Origin of the sequence: Acinetobacter calcoaceticus, assembly GCF_900520355.1 — a bacterium.
In the GTDB taxonomy this organism is placed as follows: Bacteria; Pseudomonadota; Gammaproteobacteria; order Pseudomonadales; family Moraxellaceae; genus Acinetobacter; species Acinetobacter calcoaceticus_C.
Window position 1 is genome coordinate 3,095,863 of the sequence record NZ_LS999521.1, and the last position, 17,305, is coordinate 3,113,167.

The following is a 17,305-nucleotide window of genomic DNA, read 5'->3' on the forward strand; positions in this document are numbered from 1 at the left end:
TCCTCTTATAAGCCTTTAGTTGTCAGTTTTAAATGCTGGATTAACACACCATCAATTACAGCTGAACCCATGTTATTAGTAATGGCTGAGCTAATTTGTGCTCCAGATAGCTTATAGGTGTTCAAATCTGCATTTGGCGTGGTGGTAGACCAACGTCCATTGTTATAAAGTGCATCTGGTAAAGGTGTGCCATTTGGTACAACAAATTGAGCCCCATTTCCAGCATCAGCTAAGGTATAACCTGTATTATTTACAGTCGGGTTGTAATAAGAGGTATTGTCGATACTAGCCCAGTTAGCACCTTGCGAGTCAAATTTTAAACCAGTACCTGCATTTCCAGTCCAGCCCGTTGCTGTACGGTACTGCCATGTATCATAACAAGTACTTAAGTTCAAAAATCCACAACTATAACTACCTGCACGACGCTCTTGATTTTGCAACTGGTAGAAGTTTTTAGTCTGCGTTATAGCTGCTACAGTGCCTGTAGGTAATTTACCAAATGAAATACCAACCGCATCTTGCGTACTGTTCCCTTTAAATGCTTCTAGAGTATTATTTGTAGCATTATAAACAGTTGAACCAATTGAAATACTACTATGCGTAGCACTAGAACCTTGGTAAGTTTTACCACCTAAGGTTACATTCGTACCACATTGATAAATATTACATGTAGAGCCCAAATAGCTAGTATCAGCACCACTATAGTCTGTATAAATTTTCTTATAAATTTCTGGTTTATTCGGAATACGAGCAAGTTCTAAACTAAAGTTTTTACCATCTGAGCTTAAAACAAGTGGTTGATATAAAGACCCTAACACAAGGTTAATATTTGGGTTATAGAGATATAAACCTTCATTCGCATCAAAGGTTGGTGCAATTCCACCATTAATTGCAGGTGTTACCAAATTACCTTGAGTAGTTCCAGACTCACGTGTACTCAAACGCAAAACATTATTCATAGCACTGTCAGTTGGAGCAGTCCATGAGCCCGTTGAAGTAACAGTCGTAGTTTGACTACGAATACGATATAACCAGTCCGAACTTGGAGAGTTATTACTTGGCGCACCCGTATATTGGGTGCTATAGCGATTTACCCATGGCCCTACTGTAGATGTTGGGGTATTTGAAGTAACGGTTGCTCTTAAATTAGATGCATCACCGCTGTTTAAACGAATAACTCCTGCCAAACCTAAAGTATCATTATAAAAAGGACTCATTCCACCAGCAGATGTTGCGCCTCCTAATGTTTGGAAAAGCTGTAAACGACTGCCATTTAAGCTAAAGTTATTCCAAACTCCTTGTAAACGAAGACGGTTTGCACGGCTTGCATCGGTACTGGTACCAATTAAACCATTTGAGTCGCCATAATTAAATTGGTCTGCTGCACCATTTATTTTATTTGGATTTCGGACAAAAATATCTGACCATAAACCTAATTTCAGCTTATAAGCATCTATACCGGCAGAGTCCTTCGTTCCAACCTCATATAAAGGGGCTTCCAAAGCTAAATAAGTGACTTGGCAAGTTGGATCGGACGCGCCAGTACAATTTGTCGCACTAAAGTTAGGTACTGAGTTTTCTGTCGCAACTTTAAAAATCCATGGGTTGACGGCAGTGCCCCAGCTTGAAATTGCAGCGGCCGCGTCAGTAGAAGCGATACGGCTATTCGTATCATTATCGGATTTAGAAAGTGCTAAACCATAAAGAAAAATATCTGCTTTACCAACCGCACGATCACCAGAATCAACCGAACCATTTTTATTAGTATCTGCTGCTGTCATACTTAAAGGGCCAACAGGTACATAATTGATATAACCCGTGTCTTTAGTACGATCCGTTAATATCTGACTAGAGGTTTCATTAGCCCCTGCGCCACGAAATACCATATAAGCATTCTGTGGCAAGATAGCAATACCTTCACCTGTAGTTTCACTTAAGCCCGCATCTGAAAGTTCTTCGAGTGCGAAGCTAGATTGGCTTATACAAAGCCCGATTAAACTTGCCAAAACGGTTTTTTGAAACCTTACCGTATAATTAAGTGTAGTCATCTTGACCTTCCTGTTTTATACGATGCCGCGCACCATATTTATTTTTCTTTAACAATCCTTGATGCCTGGTGAATCTATCCTTTTCACCTTAGACAATGAGGCAAATCTAAAAGATATTGCCAACCTTTCCACATTTCTATTATGCGGAATATTTGCACAAATGCAAAAAAAAGCATGTAAAAAATTACTTTTCCGATGAATGTAAAGTATCAGCTATAACATTCTTTTAAAATTAACAGAACTTTAAGTTTCCATAGCAGTTAGGAGCAAAACTCTGATTTTTTAAGACTAAATTCGTCAAATTCATAGGAACGTACTGACCTGTTAAATCAACTGATTGAACATTAATATCTCCCAATATACAATTTAGAGCCAAAGCTCCACACTCAATTGGGTTAGCAGTTAAATACTGGCTAACTTTACCTAAAGTGGCTTTTACCACGTCATCCGTAATTTTAACTTGTGATTGAGGGGTTACATCACCAATATCAATTGGATTTGATAATTCTAACCACCAGCCCGCTTGAGAAACAGACTTTGCTCCTGTCCACTGTAAATTTTGCCCTTGTAATGATAAAGAAGCCGCCGTACCATTCAAATTAACTTTATGGAAATATCCTAAATCCTCATTAACAGCTACATTTACACCTAAATTATTAATTGTACCAGACAGATTCCCACTAATAGTAAGCGGGATAGCTCCCCATGCTTGAGCATTTGCCTGGATAGGGCCTGATAAATTAATTCCACTAACTACAGCAGTACCTGTTAAATTAGCCGTCGTAATACGTTTTCCAGAAATAACTTGGGAAGGTAAAGATAAACTACCAGAAGCACTACTTAAGCCTAAATCATAACTTGTTGTCTGGAAGTCTGCTGTAATAAACCCTGTTGTACTTTTTACCTTACCGGTAATTGCTGTTCCTAAATTTGTTTGAGTTAATCCAGCTTGTCCTGACACTGCTTGTAAAGTACTAACCGTACCTCCAGTCGCTTGAGTCACCATATAACCACTAAAAGAGTTAATACCATTTTTTGTAGTTGTATTTTCTGAACCAAAAGTAAGTAGACCTTGAATGGATTCTGCACTTAATCTCACCCCAGCAACTTCACGAGTCGATGCACTGTTCGGGTTTTTAATCGCAAATTCAATAAATGGGTTGGTTAGTTTTGCTGAAGAGCTAGCACGACCATCGTTCGTATCGGAAAGACCGCTTAGACTTAAGTTATCGATATCAATATCACATGCACCCGCACCATTAGCTCCACCGCATCCAAGCTGCAATTTTTTAATATTCGCGTTCAGTTCCAAATCAGCATCTAAGCCCAATTTATAAAAACCTACGTTACTATTACTGTCACGTAGTTTTTCTAAATTTGCAGAGTCAGTAGGCGCAATATAAGACATACTCATTAAGGCTTGGCCACGAGTTGCGGATAGTTCCGAATCTGACATAGGGACTAATGTAGACGCAGCATACGCTGAAGAAAAGCATAAGCTTCCAAGCGCTATCGCTACATGAAGAGACGTAAACTGTCGCATGGCCGACCTCCGTATCCTTGGGGGCATAATCCTGTTTAATTTCTTTTTATTTGGCCTATCTGAATTTAGTAGATATCTAAGTAATTACTACTAAAAAGACAACCTATATCCGATACATTCGTTTTTCAATACTGTGATGCAGTACAAAAAACAAATCAATTATTGATCATATTATATTATTTTCTACAAAAGGAAACTGTCATTTATCACTATTCCGATAAACGCATCTTATGTAAATTTTACCCATAAAATTGGGCCACCTGAGCGACCCATTATTTTAAAACTCTTCTTTATCTAAGAAAAATTATGTTTTCGGAAGTGTAACGCCTGTTTGACCTTGGTATTTACCACCACGGTCTTTATAAGATGTTTCACATACTTCATCACTTTCAAAAAATAGCATCTGTGCTACGCCTTCCCCTGCATAAATGCGTGCAGGTAAATTAGTGGTGTTTGAGAATTCTAAAGTTACGTGACCTTCCCATTCAGGTTCTAATGGAGTCACATTTACAATAATACCGCAGCGAGCATAGGTCGACTTACCTAAACAGACGGTCAATACATTACGAGGAATACGGAAATATTCAATTGTACGCGCTAGAGCAAATGAGTTTGGCGGAATAATGCAAACATCAGACTCAATGTCGATAAAACTTTTGTCATCAAAATTCTTTGGATCGACAATTGCAGAATGTACGTTAGTAAAAACCTTGAATTCACGGGCACAGCGTACATCATAACCATAGCTAGAGACCCCGTAGGAAATCAACTTTTCACCATTTTTATCAAAACGGACTTGATTCTCTGCATAAGGTTCAATCATGCCGTGTTTTTCGCTCATCTCGCGAATCCAACGATCAGACTTAATAGCCATGTATTTTCTATCCAAAAGGTAATTTCATTGATTTCGACGTACTTTAACTTAAAAAAGCAATTATGAAAACAATGCAGAGCTACTCAACCTAAAAGAATAGCTCGACAGTACTTTTAAAGGCTCAGTAAAGCAGAGTAACTGATAGGAATTGAAAAACTGACTAAAACGAGTGAAGCTGTTTTTTGCAAATTCGTCTGATTTAACCACGCAACTTTCTTAGAAGCTAAAAGTGATCCCAAGAAAATCCAGAATAAGGCAATTGGCGTAATAAGCGCTAAGTAAGCCATCATATGAATCACATAAATGTGAAAATCACTCCATGCAGCCACAGGAAAAATTGCTGAAGCAAAGAGTAAGGCTTTAGGATTTAATAAGGTTGCACAAAATAACTCACGAGTACGGATCGTAGGCTGATTTAATTCAACTTCTTGATTTGCCGTATGCCATAACTTAATAGCTAAGAAAATAATATAACAAGCACTCAATAGCTTAAGAATAGGCGGTAGCAATGGCAATGTGGTGGACACTTTACCAATCAGCATTCCCCATGCAGAAATAGAGATCACGTAACCCAAAACTTCTGCTGGAATAAGTTTTACTGACTTCCGTAATCCTACTTGCACGCCTGAAGAAGCGAGTAAAGTGTTCGTTGGACCAGGTGTAAGTAAAATTGTGGCTACTAAGCCAATAAAAAGCCATGAAATCATTGAATGACCTCACAATATAGTCATCTCAGATTAATAGATATCCTGTCACATGGCAAAAGGTAATTGTAAGACAAAATTTTTAAAATCGTTTTTAAATTTAAAATAAAAACATTAAAAACAAAAACTTATATAATTACTGCAAAAAGCGATAAAGAAAACTTTACAGTCAGTTGTCATGCTTTTTAAATAGTTTCTTACTTAAGTAACATAAGTATTTTTATTTTAAGTCTATTTTTCCATCAAAAGTCTTTATAATAAAAAATATATAGTGATGGTAAGTTTAAATTTTAAGCTTTTAATAAGTTTCAATTCATATATTGTTTCTGATTTTTTTATATAGAGCAGCGCGCTCTACTACCTTAATGATTATGGCAAAGCACTTTTTTCAATCTTGGCTTCCCTCACCCGAGAAAGTTTCAAATATGAAATTTCTAAGGATTTTTGGTAAAAAGACCTTGAATCCTGTGCTTTGGTATGTCAATCGAAAATCAATTACCCGAGCTGTTTTTGTTGGAACTTTTTTTGGTTTACTGCCTATCCCTTTTCACAGTGTGTTTATTGTGATGGCGGTCTTACTATTCGAAGTAAATTTACCAATTAGCTTAATGCTGGCTTGGCTAAGTAACCCCCTTACTTTAGTTCCGATTCTATATATTGGTTTTTGGTTTGGTGCACATATTTTTCATGTGCATATGATCAACAAAGAAATGCTACTAGGTGTATTGCACCAGATTTCCCGCTGGATTACTCATTTCGGCCATGGGCACATTGATTTTAGTCTTGCGAAAATTTTGATGACAGGCCTGATTGTAGAAGCTTTCGCCTTTGCGGTCATTTTATATTTATGCACAGAAATTTTCTGGCGTTGGATGGTCATTAAAAACTGGAAAAGTAGACATCGCCAGAAAAAGCAAAAAGAAGAAGTTTTATAAAGACTTCGGTCTTCTTGCTTAGTTTTAAATTATTATTTTGGTAGTTTTGATTTCATATATTCTTCAGCCACATTGAGAACATACTCTTGGCATGCTTCTCCTGTGCCTGGGTCATAAGCTCCATTATTAGTAATGTTATTAGATAAAATTCGAATTCCTAGAAAAGGAACATTAAACTGGCTGGCAATTTGAGCAACTGACGCCGCTTCCATTTCCTCAACAGAAGTGCCATAACGTTGGTGGAAAAATTGAATACGATCAAGTTCATTATTCCAAACATCTGCTGAACCAATCGTTCCTTCAACCACCTCGCCTTTGTCATAACGGACTTTATGAGCCGCCATTAATAGCTCTTGGTTACCTTCAAACTTACGAATTGCAATAGGTTCTGGATCAGATTCATCAGTTGGCAAAACATCAAAAGCCTCAACCCATGTGAGTGAATTTGATCCACCACCTACTGGCTGCTTAGGCGTTCTAAATGCACCAATATTTGTCGCATATTTTCCTAAAACAATATCGTAAACGTGTAGGTCTGGGTCATGCCCGCCTGATGTTCCCTGATTAATAATCGCAATTGGTTTATAACGCTCGATAGCCAAAGCAGTTGCAGCAGCTGAGTTACTCATGCCCATGCGAGTTTTAGAGATAATCATGGGGTAACCATTGTAGGTTCCCTTCCAGAATATCCAACCACCTATAGTTTCAGCTTTCACATCTTGCAATTTAGAAGCCATCTGTTCCGACTCTACAGGTAAAGCACCTTGAATAATAATCGGTTGTAATTTCTGTTTTTGTTCCTGAACTGTTGGTGTTTCTGAGACGGTTGAGTTGTCATCATTACATCCAACTAAAAATAGGGCGCTACATAAACTGATTACGCCAAAAGCACATTTAAATTGCATTTTTTACCCTTTCTTTTTAAAAAGTGTAAAGTAGCAATCTACATGCCAATTTCAAGTTTAGCTTTGTTATTTAGATTCAGTACTTTAAATTTTACTTTTAACCAAATAATAAAAACCCGACTTAAAGTCGGGTTAGAGATGTTTTAGAAAATACGTTTGTCATCACGTGAACGCTGAGGAATTTTTTCAACCTGTTCCCACATCGCTTTGGCAATATCAATATAACTATCAGCAGCGTCATCCATTGCTACAACACTAGGTTTACCCTGATCAGCATGCTCACGGATCTGAGCATTTAGAGGCAAGCGACCTAATAATCGAATATGGTACTGTTCAGAGAGCTTGTCACCACCGCCAATACCAAAAATTTGCTCCTCATGACCACAGTTAGAGCAAATATGGGTCGACATGTTCTCAACGACACCTAACACGGGAATACCCACTTTATTAAACAGCTCAATTCCTTTGGTCGCATCAAGCAAGGCAACATTTTGTGGCGTAGTCACAATGATTGAACCAGTCACTGGAATACGCTGTGCAAGGGTAAGTTGAATATCACCAGTACCAGGCGGCATATCAATCATCAATACATCTAAATCAGGCCAAAGGGTTTGATTAAATAACTGCATTAAAGCACCCGTCGCCTTCGGTCCACGCCACGCGACAGGTGTGTTGTTATCACCAGTTAAATGTCCAATAGAAAGCACAGCCATACCGTAAGCATCTAAAGGTACAAAATTTTCACTTTCAATAAGAGGAGTTTTGCCAGCATTTCCCAGCATAGTCGGAATACTTGGACCATAGATATCGGCATCTAAAACCCCAACTTTCAGCCCCATCTTTTGCAAGGCAAGTGCCAAATTGACAGTGGTTGTTGATTTACCAACACCACCCTTGCCCGAAGAAACTAAAATAACATGCTTAATGCGAGGATGGAGTGGAACATCTCTCTGCTGTGGAGCAGCTTTTTGAATAGGAGGATTATTTGGATCTGGTTCTGATTTAGGTGAAGCATCTAACACAGGAGGTAGGTTCGAACTTTCTTGTGTAGTGCGCTTCTGTTGAACAACATGTAGGTTCAGTTCCTCAATACCACATTTTTCCAAAGCCCCAGCCAAATCATCATGAATTTGCTGCAAATGCTCTTTTTCATCAGGAAATGTATTAATAGTGAGTTGTAATACTCGACCTTGAACTTGAAGCTGACTAATGCGCTCTTTTAAAGCATCTTTTGAATGCGGTAGTAAATAATTTTGGAGTACGGTTTGGATTTCATCTTCTTTCACTTCTTGTGCAGGTGAAAAAACAGACTTTAATGAAGAAAGCCAAGACATATTGTTTACTCCAAAAACAGATCATTACAGCTTAATGGAGATAGTGTAACAGTATTGGTCCGCACTCGCTCGCCTTGGGATGAATAATTACTAACTTCCAATCTCATCTTTTAGGTAAGGAGTGCAGATTTTAGATTAAATAAACTTATTCATCAGAATCATGGTGCTTTAATTTATTTAACTTATCAGTTGCTGTTTTCTTCAACTCATCAAATTTCGCTGTTGCTTGCGTTTTTAACTCATCGAATTTTGTTGCAGCTTCATCTTTTAACTCGGCTGCTTTGGCTTTGGCATCATCAAGTTTATGGCCCGCTTCTGTACGTAAATGATCGAACTTATCTTGCAAGGTATGTTGAGCATCCTCAAGTTTACCTTTCAAATCACTTGCTTTCTCTTCAACCGCCTCTTTACCAGCAGCTTGTTTCTCTTTTACATTTTCTTTTAAATCATCCAAAGCTTTTTCACCTTGAACTTTTGCGTCTGCCGCTTTTGCTTTTAATTCATCTACTTTATCTTGAACCGCTTCTTTACCAGCAGCTTCTTTAGCTTTTACATTTTCCTTTAAATCATCCAAAGCTTTTTCACCTTGTACTTTTGCATCTGCCGCTTTTGCCTTTAAGTCATCTAATTTATTTTCAGTAGTCATCGTTGTTATCCTCGTAGTTAATTAAAAAATTACCTGAATAAGTTATTAGTTATACATCTTTATGGCTTATTTTCTGAACGTAACTGCAATTTGAAACAAAGACAATACAGGAAGATTCAAATATTTTTCGATTTGTTTATCTGTTCTAAAGAGAAGCAACTTCTCAATTAAAATCCGTTTTTTACAAATTGCTTGTTCTCCAGCAAAGATTATTAATCTTTGCTTATCTCCCTGCATCAGTTAAAATCTTCCACCTTATAAATACGAATGAGAGAATGAAATCCGTGCGTAAAATTTTAGTCACTAATGCCCTCCCTTATGCTAATGGTCCAATTCACATGGGTCATTTACTCGGTTACATCCAGGCAGATATCTGGGTTCGTGCCATGCGGGCAATGGGTCATGATGTGACTTATGTATGTGCGGATGATGCTCATGGTACTGCCATCATGCTACGTGCTGAGGCAAATGGTATTAGCCCAGAAGAACAAATTGCGAATGTTCAAAAAGAACATATCCGTGATTTTGATGGCTTCGGTGTACATTTTGATCACTATGATTCAACTCATAGCGATGCAAATAAAGCACGTTCAACAGATATCTATATTAAAAACCGTGAAGCTGGAAATATTGCAGTTCGCCCTGTAACTCAATTATTTGACCCAGAAAAAGGCATGTTCCTGTCTGACCGTTTCATTAAAGGTACATGCCCAAAATGTAAGGCAGAAGACCAATACGGCGACTCATGTGAAGTTTGTGGTACGACCTATAATGCAACTGAGTTACTCAACCCGCGCTCAACCTTAAGTGGTGCAACACCAGTTGAAAAATCTTCAGATCACTATTTCTTTAAACTACCGAATTTTGCTGAGTATTTACAGAAATGGACCCGTGATGAAGGTCGCTTACCTGTTTCGATTGCAAACAAACTCGATGAATGGTTTGAGTCGGGTTTAACCGATTGGGATATTTCCCGTGATGCACCTTATTTTGGTTTTGAGATTCCAGATGCGCCAAATAAATACTTTTATGTTTGGGTAGATGCGCCAATTGGTTATATGTCTAGTTTTGAAAATTACATCAAAGCGAAACGTCCAGATTTAAGTTTTGATGATTTCTGGAAAAAAGACAGCCAAAACGATGTGTACCATTTCATTGGTAAAGACATTGTTTATTTCCACGCATTGTTCTGGCCTGCAATGTTAGATGGGGCGAACTATCGCACTCCAACAGGCTTATTTGTGAACGGTTTCTTGACTGTGAACGGACAAAAAATGTCTAAGTCTCGTGGTACTTTCATTAAAGCAGAGACTTATTTACAGCATTTAAACCCAGAGTATTTACGTTACTACTTTGCATCTAAACTTTCAGATAAAGTTGAAGACTCTGACTTGAATCTTGATGATTTTATTCAAAAGGTAAACTCTGATTTAGTCGGTAAAGTCGTCAATATTGCGAGCCGTTGCGCTAAATTTATCAATAGTAGCTTTAACAATACCTTATCTGCTGAATGCGCAGAGCCTGAATTGGTACAAAGTTTTATTGATGCAGGTGACTCAATCGCTCAAGCTTTTGAGGCTCGTGAATTCTCGACCGCTATTCGTGAAATTATGGCACTTGCTGACCGTGCAAACCAATATATTGACGAGAAAAAGCCATGGGCTCTTGCTAAACAAGAAGGCCAAGAACAACAAGTTCTTGATGTGTGCTCGGTTGGTATCAACTTGTTCCGTCAATTAGCTGTGTATTTAGCTCCAGTTCTTCCAACTTTAGCTGAGCAAGTTCAAAGTTTCTTAAAACTTGAAAGCTTCAATTTTGAGTCACGTAAACAAATTCTTGTAAGCCATGAGATTGCACAGTTCCAACCACTCATGCAACGTGTTGATCCAAAAGCTGTTGCCGCAATGGTAGATGCATCTAAAGAATCTTTAGGTACTCCTGCTCCAGAAGCAACTAAAGCGACGGCGAAAAAGGACAAAGCTGGCGAGAAAAAAGCGGCTCGAGTTCCAGCTGTTGGTGAAGCAGAAATCATTGGTATTGAAGATTTCTTAAAAGTTGACTTGCGTGTTGCTCAGGTCGTTGAAGCAGGCACTGTTGAAGGTTCAGATAAATTACTTCAACTTACTTTAGATGTTGGTGAAGCTGAACCACGTAACGTATTCAGTGGTATTCGTAGCCAATACACACCAGAAGATTTAAAAGGCAAACTGGTAGTCATGGTTGCTAATCTTGCACCACGTAAAATGCGTTTTGGTATTTCAAACGGAATGGTACTTGCTGCTGGAAATGGTGAAGGGATTTTCATTATTTCTCCAGATAGCGGTGCAAAACCAGGCGATAAAGTTTCTTAATCTGCCTTAATAAAAAAGCTTCCTAAATTGGAAGCTTTTTTATTTTTTAAAATCTGATTTTTAAAGAAACATAAATAAGTAAATTTAAATTACGACCAAGGCCATCCTTCACAAGGGTTATTAAATAAAACATGTATGTTTCCTAACTCCTCATTTGTTAAATAACCATTTTTATTTTCATCTAAATAATGAAATAGCCCTGTTTGCTTGTTTTCACCTTGAAAACGTTTATCTGTAGGCCAATTATAAGGATAGAAATCCTCAACACGTTGAAATTCTTTTAGGCTATACATTCCATCATGATTTAAATCATATTTTTCCTGAAAAAGCTCCCAATCTAAAGACGAAGGTTCACAGGCATTTGCCACATTCAAAATACAGCAAGTTACGCATCCAGCAAGTAACTTAATAGTTAGATTGCTCATAATTATTCGCTTGGATATCGGAAATTTTATAATCCTTTTCATGAACCGGAGTACCAACAATACTCATGGTCCGCTCACTTGCCGGTGGTTGCTTGCTCATCGTTCTCATCTCACATCCTGTAGTTAAGATGAGAAAAACTACAGAAATGCTCACCATTAGTTTTTTCATAACGTGATCCTCATTTCTTTTTGTTTTATTTATTAAGTTACCACTTTTTAAATATTTAAGTGCTAAAAAAGATATTTCAAATTGTATATATTTTATGCAAAAATAAAGCCAAACGATGAATGCCTGACTTTCTATTCTTTAGATATTTTAATTAAAGACTTATCATTTGAAGAAAATTAACTTTAAACCCAATAGGCTAACAATGCTTCCAGCAACTCGGTCAACACCAGTTTTTGCCTTTAAATACATTGTTCTAGGCTTCTCTGAAGATAACAACATCGCAACACATGAATACCAACCAGCGTCGATCATAAAACAAATCACTGGTAATGCGACGTAGTAATAATTTGGGATTTCTTTCGGCAGTAAAGCAGTAAATACACTTGCTAACACGACTGCGATTTTTGGATTACTTAACTGAGTAATCAAACCATATCGATATGCCTGTTTATAAGTCATTTTCGATTTTGAATCGTTTTCAACTGCAATTGGTTCTTTGGCGTGTTTAATAATTTTAAAAGCAAGCCAAAGTAAATAAAGCCCACCGCCAATTTTTAAAATTAAATATGCAGAAGGCACAGCCAATAAAACTGCCTGTAATCCCATAACAGCTAATAGGCCAAACAGAGCCGCACCTGTACCCGTTCCTAATGCTGTAAATAAACCATGTTTACGTGATTTGGAAATTGAATTTTGCGCTACATAAATAAAACTTGGCCCTGGGCTTATTGCTCCAAGCATCAATGCCATTGCAATTGAAAAGAGAGGAATAAGAGAGTCAAACATTGGGCTAGCCTAGCATCATGTAATTGCGCGGTATTCTAGCAGCTTTTTATGACGCATTTAAAAGAGCACAAAATATAAATGATGAAAAATGAATTTTCATGTTTTTACAATTTTTATCTTCACAACGGACAAAAATGTCCGTTAAATATCTAACTTCAAAATTCTCTAAACGATGACATGAGTAAACGTCAAAAAATTGCTGCCCATAATCGGGATGAATTACTCAATGCAGCCGAAGAATGTTTTCGTATTCATGGCATTAATGTCCCTTTACAAGTCGTCATTGATTATGCAGGGGTAGGAAGAGCGACGTTCTATCGTAATTTTGGTGATCGCAAGGTGTTAATTAGCGCCCTTTTAGAGCGTGCGATTACACAGCTAGAGCAAAAAGCAGCTTATTTTCAACAATTCGAGGATGGTTTATTTCGTTTAATTGAAGGACATATTGGACAACTCCCCAAGCTCGCAATTTTGCAAGATTTTTGGAGAGTAATTGATCGACAAGACCCAATTATGTTAAAAATTTATGAACGGCGAAATAATGCACTTAACCCACTGATTGAAAATGCGATAAAACAACAACTGTGCAGAGCTGATCTTACTGCCGATGACTATGCAATGGTCACAGCAATGTTAGGTTCTTCATTTCAAGGACATGAGCCAGAAGAACAGACTCGCTTAGCAAAACGAGCAATTGAATTACTATTTCATGGTATTCAAATACAAAAAATTCGAGGGATAGAATGAGTAAAACGCCTCGTTACTTAGAAACACCTCCAGATTGGACTCCAGAAGAACAACCAACTCTGCCTGGTTCACCAGCCGCCATTGTACATTCTGTACCTAAGCGATTTATTTACTTTTTTATCGGTTTATTTGTCGCCCTTTCGGCAAGTTTAAGTAATGGCTTTATTACGGCAAATTTACCTTTAATTCAAGGCGAGTATGGGCTCACTCCTTCTGAAGCGGCTTGGCTCCCTGCTGCCTATGTCATGGCAAATGTCAGCTCAAATCTAATTTTATTTAAAGCCAGACAACAATATGGTTTACGCCTATTTTCAGAAATAGGCTTAGCAATTTTTATTGTTGTGCTTATTTTACATATTTTTGTGCATACCTATGAAATGGCGTTATTTGCTCGGGTCGTTGCTGGTTTAGCTGGTGCACCATTGAGCTCATTAGGTATGTATTACACCATGCAGGCTTTCAAAAAAGCCGACATGGCAAAAGGAATATATATTGCCTTCGGTTTTCAGCAACTTGGCGTACCATTGGCTTGGATTATTTCTCCTTTCCTTGTGAGTACAGACAGTTGGTCTGTTCTTTATACGTTTGAGCTTGGTTTAGCGCTTTGTTGTTTAGCCATGGTCGTTTCATTGAAATTACCACGTAGCTTAAGAATCTATGTATTTGAGAAACAGGATTTCTTCACCTTTGCTTTGCTAGCCCCAGGTTTTGCATGCTTATGTATTGTGCTAACGCAAGGTCCAATTTTATGGTGGTTTAATAGTGAATGGCTTGCTTACGTATTAATTGCAGGTTTTAGCTTAGTTGTACTCGGTTTACTCTACGAACACTATCGTGCTAACCCACTCATTATGACCCGTTGGCTAGGCGCCTCTTCAACTCTACGCTTTATTTTTGGTGCATTTGCAATCCGACTATTAATGTCAGAACAAAGCTATGCTGCCGTTAATTTTTTAAAAACGATGGGAATGGGTCCTGATCAGTTCGTTCCACTCTATGTCGTCATATTGGTCGGAATTTTAAGTGGAACACTTTTTAGTGCGCTTACTTTTTCACGCGAACGAATTATCTTCCACTTACTTTTCGCAGAGTTTCTGATTTTGGTTGCATGTGGACTAGATTATCACTTAACCAGTGATGTTCGGCCGGTAAACTTCTTTGCGAGTCAGTTCTTGGTGGGCTTTGCAGGTGGCTTATTTATTGGGCCATTACTTTTAATTGGCTTTGCGCAAACACTGGCTAAAGGTCCATCTTATGTAGTGACCTTCATCGTATTATTTTCTGCTACGCAAACTTTCGGTGGCTTAGTCGGCTCCTCCTTCTTCTCGACCTATCAACAGCATCGTACGCAAAACTATCAAGCAGAGATGATTAAAGATTTAGAACAAGCAGACCCTTTAGTCGCTCAAAGACTTTCAACCTATCAACGTAGCGCGGCCATCACAACGAATGATCCAGTGTTACAAACTGCTCAATCCATGCGATCACTCAATCAAGTTGTGACTCGTGAGGCTCAGGTACGCGCCTACAATGATGTTATTGCATTAAATGGTATTTTTGCTGTCGCTCTGCTCTTATGGGGTGGATTTAATATTGCACGAAGCAAATATCTACAGCGCAGAGGAATTAGCCGTCCTTAATGGCTTTCATTTTTGATGAAATAGAAATTGAGATTTATATATGTCAGATGATCAAAACAAACCAGAACAAACTCCACCTCAAGCAGCCCCTGCTCCGTCTAACGAACCAGCACCTGCAAGTAAACTCATTCCGACCAAGCGCTCTACTTTATTGTGGATGCTGGTAGTTCTAATAGTCGGTATTTTAGTAATTTTATGGGCTTGGAGAATTGGACCTTTTGCAACCAGTGTCCAACAAACTGACAATAGTTATGTCAAAGGTAAAACTACCATTTTATCTTCTCAGATTAATGGCTATGTTAAAGACGTATTAGTAAAAGATTTTGACCATGTCAAAAAGGGTCAAGTGTTAATGCATATTGATGCAACCACTTACGATCAAAAAGTCACACAAGCTGCTTCAGGCGTTGAACAGGCTAAAAATACCTTAGCCAATCAAACCCAATCCATTGCTCAGAAACAAGCTGATATTGTGGCAGCACAAGCCAAAGTTGATCAAGTTAAAGCTCAATACCAACTCTCTTTAGCGCAGCTCAGACGTTATCAACAGTTGGGTAATAGTGGAGCTGCATCTAAATCTGAACAAGATAAAGCAGCAGCAGATGCAGAAAATAACCTTGCGGCACTCAAACAGGCAGAAGCAAATGTTTTAGTAGCCGAAGAAGCTTTAAAAACAGCACAAGTGGCTAAAGCGGGGTTAGAGGCACAGGTCTCTAGTGCTAAAGCTCAATTAGACCAAGCACAAACCACCAAAGATTATAGTGTCATTATTGCCCCAATGAATGGACAGCTTGGTGAAGTAAACCCTCGTGTTGGTCAATACGTAGCTGCTGGTTCACAATTACTCTATTTGATTCCCCAACAAACGTGGGTAATTGCCAATTTCAAAGAAACTCAAATTGCCAATATGCGAGTTGGGCAAAAAGCATGGTTTACAGTCGATGCTATGAAACACAAAAAATTTACAGGCCATGTTGAACAAATATCACCAGCTGCGGGTTCAGAATTTAGTGTCTTAAAACCAGATAATGCGACTGGTAACTTTACCAAAGTGGTTCAGCGTATTGCGGTACGTATTACGATAGATCCAAATCAGGAAGGATTTGAATACTTACGTCCAGGTATGTCAGTGATTACCTCTGTCGACACAAGCTCTTAATTAGTTTTTTAAAATTCTGTTTAAAAAGCTACAATGTGATCAATCATTATTTTCTCAATTTCTAATGTTTGATCACATTGTTCCATCTGTTCCCTATCAGTCTATTAACCTACCTTATTCCGTACATCTCGATATTAAACGATTAGATTTAATTCACCCTCAAATTTCGGGTAATAAATTTTTTAAATTAAAATACAATATATTAGAAGCCCAAAAACAAGGGTTAACCCGTATTTTGACATTTGGCGGAGCTTATTCAAATCATATTGCTGCGACCGCCTATGCTGCTCATCTTTATGGCTTAAAAAGTGTAGGCATTATTCGTGGAGAAGAACTCGCCACACAACCACTTAACCCAACATTAGCAAATGCTCAAAAGTTAGGAATGCAGTTGCATTTCGTCTCACGCAATGAATATCGTTTGAGAAATGATGGGAATTATCTTCAACAATTACACAATCATTTTCCAAAAACCTATCTCATACCTGAAGGCGGTACTAATGATTTAGCAGTACGAGGCTGTCAAGAAATTCTCAGTCAAAGTGATTTGCAAAACTATGATGTCATTTGCTGTGCAGTCGGAACTGGAGGGACTATTTCTGGGCTGATTGAACGAAGTGCCCCACATCAAAAGATTTTAGGGTTTTCTGCATTAAAAGGTAATTTTCTAAAACGAGATATTATGCAGTGGACTAAAAAACAGAATTGGTCACTGACAGATGCCTACTGCTGTGGTGGTTACGCTAAAACTTCACCTGAGCTACTCGCATTTATCCAAAAATTTGAAGAGCAACATGCGGTACCACTTGAACCGATCTATACGGGAAAAATGATGTTCGGTCTGTTTGACCTTATCAAAAATAATTACTTTCCTGAAGGAACTCGTATTCTGGCAATTCATTCTGGTGGTTTACAAGGGAAAATCACATCAATAACTTACTAGTTTTTAGGTCACATTGTTCACTACCGTGATAAATGTCTTTAGCATGAGTAAGTGTCGGCATGATAGTATATGCCCCTTTTAAATTTTCACGATTAA

16 protein-coding genes are annotated in these 17,305 nt (G+C 38.1%); 6 read left to right on the forward strand and 10 right to left on the reverse strand.

The genetic code is table 11. The features are described from left to right. Positions 1-5: 5 nt before the first annotated feature. The 4 genes from AC2117_RS14860 to AC2117_RS14880 all read right to left on the reverse strand — a co-directional run bounded on the left by AC2117_RS14860 (position 6) and on the right by AC2117_RS14880 (position 5,172). Positions 6-2,048 carry a hypothetical protein gene (locus AC2117_RS14860; RefSeq protein WP_133975121.1) on the reverse strand — a complete coding sequence of 681 codons (2,043 nt, stop codon included), beginning with the start codon at positions 2,046-2,048 and terminating at the stop codon, positions 6-8. A 232-nt stretch (positions 2,049-2,280) separates the two neighbouring features. Then, complete coding sequence (locus tag AC2117_RS14865; protein WP_133975123.1) at positions 2,281-3,591, reverse strand: hypothetical protein; 1,311 nt, start codon at positions 3,589-3,591, stop codon at positions 2,281-2,283. A gap of 304 nt (positions 3,592-3,895) precedes the next feature. After that, on the reverse strand, positions 3,896-4,465 hold the full coding sequence (gene dcd / locus AC2117_RS14875) for a dCTP deaminase (RefSeq protein WP_002120290.1): 570 nt from the start codon (positions 4,463-4,465) through the stop codon (positions 3,896-3,898). A 113-nt stretch (positions 4,466-4,578) separates the two neighbouring features. Further along, the gene (locus tag AC2117_RS14880) at positions 4,579-5,172 is read right to left on the reverse strand and encodes a LysE family translocator (RefSeq protein WP_133975125.1); all 594 of its coding nucleotides are present in this window, start codon (positions 5,170-5,172) and stop codon (positions 4,579-4,581) included. A gap of 362 nt (positions 5,173-5,534) precedes the next feature. Here AC2117_RS14880 and AC2117_RS14885 point away from each other — a divergent pair, with 362 nt between their 5' ends. Next, entirely contained in the window at positions 5,535-6,104 is a 570-nt protein-coding gene (locus AC2117_RS14885; protein ID WP_133975127.1) for a DUF2062 domain-containing protein, read from the forward strand. A 32-nt stretch (positions 6,105-6,136) separates the two neighbouring features. Here the strand turns inward: AC2117_RS14885 and AC2117_RS14890 are convergent, their stop codons facing one another. The 3 genes from AC2117_RS14890 to AC2117_RS14900 form a co-directional block, all read right to left on the reverse strand. Then, positions 6,137-7,009 (reverse strand): 5'-methylthioadenosine/S-adenosylhomocysteine nucleosidase, encoded by an 873-nt coding sequence (locus AC2117_RS14890; protein WP_133975129.1) that lies wholly within the window; start codon positions 7,007-7,009, stop codon positions 6,137-6,139. Positions 7,010-7,152: 143 nt separating this feature from the next. Continuing rightward, a complete protein-coding gene (gene apbC, locus AC2117_RS14895) occupies positions 7,153-8,343 on the reverse strand; it encodes an iron-sulfur cluster carrier protein ApbC (protein WP_133975131.1) in 1,191 nt (396 codons plus the stop codon). Positions 8,344-8,488: 145 nt separating this feature from the next. Beyond that, positions 8,489-8,989, reverse strand: a complete 501-nt coding sequence (locus AC2117_RS14900; protein ID WP_133975133.1) for a hypothetical protein — start codon at positions 8,987-8,989, stop codon at positions 8,489-8,491. Positions 8,990-9,273: 284 nt separating this feature from the next. Between AC2117_RS14900 and metG the strand changes: the two genes are divergently transcribed. Then, positions 9,274-11,340 (forward strand): methionine--tRNA ligase, encoded by a 2,067-nt coding sequence (gene metG / locus AC2117_RS14905; protein WP_133975135.1) that lies wholly within the window; start codon positions 9,274-9,276, stop codon positions 11,338-11,340. 89 nt (positions 11,341-11,429) lie between these two features. On the opposite strand, the gene AC2117_RS14910 is transcribed toward metG, so the two are convergent. The 3 genes from AC2117_RS14910 to AC2117_RS14920 form a co-directional block, all read right to left on the reverse strand. Continuing rightward, entirely contained in the window at positions 11,430-11,765 is a 336-nt protein-coding gene (locus AC2117_RS14910; RefSeq protein ID WP_133975137.1) for a calcium-binding protein, read from the reverse strand. Continuing rightward, a complete protein-coding gene (locus tag AC2117_RS18945; protein ID WP_197730933.1) occupies positions 11,746-11,934 on the reverse strand; it encodes an NF038215 family lipoprotein in 189 nt (62 codons plus the stop codon). Before AC2117_RS18945 ends, AC2117_RS14910 begins: the two co-directional genes overlap by 20 nt. Positions 11,935-12,096: 162 nt before the next feature. Next, positions 12,097-12,720, reverse strand: a complete 624-nt coding sequence (locus tag AC2117_RS14920; RefSeq protein ID WP_042896864.1) for a LysE family translocator — start codon at positions 12,718-12,720, stop codon at positions 12,097-12,099. A 177-nt stretch (positions 12,721-12,897) separates the two neighbouring features. On the opposite strand from AC2117_RS14920, the gene AC2117_RS14925 reads away from it, so the two are divergent. The 4 genes from AC2117_RS14925 to AC2117_RS14940 all read left to right on the forward strand — a co-directional run bounded on the left by AC2117_RS14925 (position 12,898) and on the right by AC2117_RS14940 (position 17,209). Further along, positions 12,898-13,467 (forward strand): TetR/AcrR family transcriptional regulator, encoded by a 570-nt coding sequence (locus tag AC2117_RS14925; RefSeq protein WP_042896863.1) that lies wholly within the window; start codon positions 12,898-12,900, stop codon positions 13,465-13,467. Continuing rightward, positions 13,464-15,107, forward strand: a complete 1,644-nt coding sequence (locus AC2117_RS14930) for an MFS transporter (RefSeq protein ID WP_133975139.1) — start codon at positions 13,464-13,466, stop codon at positions 15,105-15,107. Before AC2117_RS14925 ends, AC2117_RS14930 begins: the two co-directional genes overlap by 4 nt. Positions 15,108-15,147: 40 nt before the next feature. Then, positions 15,148-16,266, forward strand: coding sequence for an HlyD family secretion protein (locus AC2117_RS14935; RefSeq protein ID WP_133975141.1), 1,119 nt, complete (start codon positions 15,148-15,150; stop codon positions 16,264-16,266). A 64-nt stretch (positions 16,267-16,330) separates the two neighbouring features. Further along, on the forward strand, positions 16,331-17,209 hold the full coding sequence (locus AC2117_RS14940; RefSeq protein WP_133975143.1) for a 1-aminocyclopropane-1-carboxylate deaminase/D-cysteine desulfhydrase: 879 nt from the start codon (positions 16,331-16,333) through the stop codon (positions 17,207-17,209). Positions 17,210-17,305 lie beyond the last annotated feature (96 nt).